Source organism: Peptoniphilus sp. HMSC075B08, assembly GCF_001815405.1.
GTDB classification, from domain to species: domain Bacteria; phylum Bacillota; class Clostridia; order Tissierellales; family Peptoniphilaceae; genus Peptoniphilus_A; species Peptoniphilus_A harei.
Genome location: NZ_KV820432.1, coordinates 1 through 713, shown reverse-complemented (window position 1 = coordinate 713; position 713 = coordinate 1). Strand labels below are relative to the sequence as shown.

Annotated in this window: 1 protein-coding gene; it reads right to left on the bottom strand. The window is 30.9% G+C overall.

Annotated elements, in window-relative coordinates:
* A partial coding sequence (locus HMPREF3023_RS01505) for a Rib/alpha-like domain-containing protein (protein ID WP_246829161.1) occupies window positions 1-713 on the bottom strand: 713 nt, incomplete at both ends.

Genomic DNA, 713 nt, shown 5'->3' with positions numbered 1-713 from the left:
TCTGATACTTCAATTGGAATCTCAACAATTCTTGATGATCCATCTTTAAAGATTACTTTTACTTTTCCTTTATATATTCCTGGGACTTTAGTGTCGATTGGGTCACTAATATCTTCAACTTCTGTTCCCTCTGGTAAGTTTTTAATATTATCTAGAAGATTTATTTGACCATTATAAGGGACTTCTTCTTTAATAATATCTTCATTATTTATTGTTGGAATCGGACTAATTGCTCCTCCAGAAATTTTTTCTATTACTCTTACAGGAATTTCAACTTCCTTGCTTGATGTGTCAGTAAAAATTAATTTTAGAGTGGCCTTGCCTTCTCCTACTTCTGAAGTATCTGGATAAGTTTTAATTTCTATTTTTTCTAAATTTTTTGGAAGATTTACAATTCCAGACTTTAATTTTTCTAGAGTCACATCTTCGTCTTTTTTAACTTCAATTTCTTTAACTTGAGTTGTGTAGGAATCTGCTAAGGCTTCTGAAACTTCAACTGGAATGACAACTATCCTTGATGAGCCGTCTTTAAAAGTTATTTTAATTTTTCCTGTATAAGTTCCTGGAATCTTTGTGTCGATTGGGTCACTAATATCTTGGACTTCTGCTCCATCTGGTAAGTTATTAATATTATCTAAAAGATTTATCTCTCCATTATAAGGAACTTCTTCTTTGATAATGTCTGACTCATTAATTTTTGGTATTGGAGTAAT